Genomic DNA, 1,718 nt, shown 5'->3' on the forward strand with positions numbered 1-1,718 from the left:
GTAGAGCCGGAAGATTTTGATGGCCGTCGAAGGTTGGCCGGGCGGATAATCGGGCGATGTTCCGACGAAACACGAGCGAGGTCGCCGAGCGGCTCCACCTGCCGCCGGAGGCCGCGGCCTGGGTGCGCGGGCTGGACGGCGAGACGCCGCCCGCGCCGCGCCTGCCGCCGTATGTGGAGGCGCCGGCGCTGCTCGACCGGCTCGCGGTCACCCCGTGGGACGCCATGGAGATCCTCGCGGGCTGGCCGTCCGACGACTGGCCGCCCGAGCTCCACTGGCTGCTCGGAAAGGTCGTCGCCGCCGTACGCGCGGACCTGGGCGGGGCCGGATGGCTGGTGCCGGGCCCCTCGCTGCCGCGCGACCGCGGTCCCGCCTGGCGGCACTTCTACGTCTACGCCTACCTCGCCCTGCTGGAGGACGCACGCGCCTACCACGCGCGGCGCGGCGTCCCGGAAGAGGTCTCGTGGACCACGCTCGCCGACCTCGGCCGCAACCTCGCCATCGACCGGCGCATGAACGGCGAGGGCTGGCCGGTGATGCTCCAGTGGCTGACACTGCACGTCCGCGGGAGCATCTACGAGCTGGGCCGCCTCCAGTTCCACCGGCGGCGCACCCCGGAGTCGCGGGCCCTGTCGCTGCACATCCCGCGGTCGGGCCCGCTCACCCCGGAGGCGTGCGACACGTCGTTCGCGTGGGCGCGGGAGTTCTTCTCCCGGCACTTCCCCGACGAGCCGTACGACGAGATGACGTGCGGCTCGTGGCTGCTGGACCCGACGCTCACGGAGTACCTCCCCGCCGACTCCAACATCATCCGCTTCCAGCGCCGCTTCGAACTCCAGCCGGGCGGCGAGGACGGCACCGAGGACTTTCTCCGCTTCGTGTTCGGCACGATCGCGACACCACTGGAGAGGTTGACCGCGCGGACGTCGCTCCAGCGCGCCGGACTCGCCCACCTCCGCGCCGGCGGCCGCTGGCTCAACCGCACGGGCCGGATCGCGCTCAACGACCGAGCCTGAAACGCAGTCGGAGACCGGTCACATCACGGGTTCACGAGGCGCAGGGTTCCGGCGCCCGGCCGGCCGACCTGCGGCGGCGGCGATCAGGCCACCGGCCGCGATCAGCGTGCCGCCGGCCGCGGTGACCAGCTTGGGCAGCCACGACGGGATGTCCAGGAAACCGGTGATGCCGAGGATTCGGTGCATGCCCCAGGGCAGCAGCGCCATCTGGTCGTTCCACACCGCCAGTGAGGTCTCCAACCCGGCCGCCCAGAGGGTGACGCCGAGCCGGGTGAGCTCGGTGCCGGCGGCGGCGAGGACCGGCGGGGCGGTGAACCGGGCGCCGAGCGCGCGCAGGGCGACGTACGCGGCGACCGGTACCCAGAGGAAGGCCGCGACGGCGACGGTGATGTACACCGACCGCGCCTGCGGCTGCGTCCAGAAGTCGTACCAGTACCGGCCGGGCCCGCGCCCAGCCAGGGCGACGAGCAGCACCAGGGTGCGTACGAGGGCCGCTCCCCCGACGGCCGCGCACAGGCCGAACCGGTCGTGGCCGCGCGGCAGCACGCGCAGCACCCCGGCGAAGACTCCCCACGCGCCGAGGGTGACCAGCAGGTGGGCGGGCGAGGCGAACCAGCTGTAGGCGGCCCGGCTGAGCACCAGCGCGGCCGCCGGCAGCGCCCACACCAGCACCCGGTCCAGGGTGGACGGCACCGGGCCGAG

The 1,718-nt window shown here is 73.7% G+C and carries 2 protein-coding genes; one reads left to right on the forward strand and one right to left on the reverse strand.

Translation table 11 applies throughout. The features are described from left to right. Positions 1–56 precede the first annotated feature (56 nt). Positions 57–1,016, forward strand: a complete 960-nt coding sequence (locus tag ACFFNX_RS49225) for an acyltransferase domain-containing protein (RefSeq protein WP_378213374.1) — start codon at positions 57–59, stop codon at positions 1,014–1,016. An 18-nt stretch (positions 1,017–1,034) separates the two neighbouring features. On the opposite strand, the gene ACFFNX_RS49230 is transcribed toward ACFFNX_RS49225, so the two are convergent. Continuing rightward, positions 1,035–1,718: hypothetical protein (locus ACFFNX_RS49230; RefSeq protein WP_378213375.1), on the reverse strand; the 684-nt coding region annotated here is incomplete at its 5' end.

The sequence above is a fragment of the Actinoallomurus acaciae genome (assembly GCF_042429965.1).
Classification (GTDB): Bacteria; Actinomycetota; Actinomycetes; order Streptosporangiales; family Streptosporangiaceae; genus Actinoallomurus; species Actinoallomurus acaciae.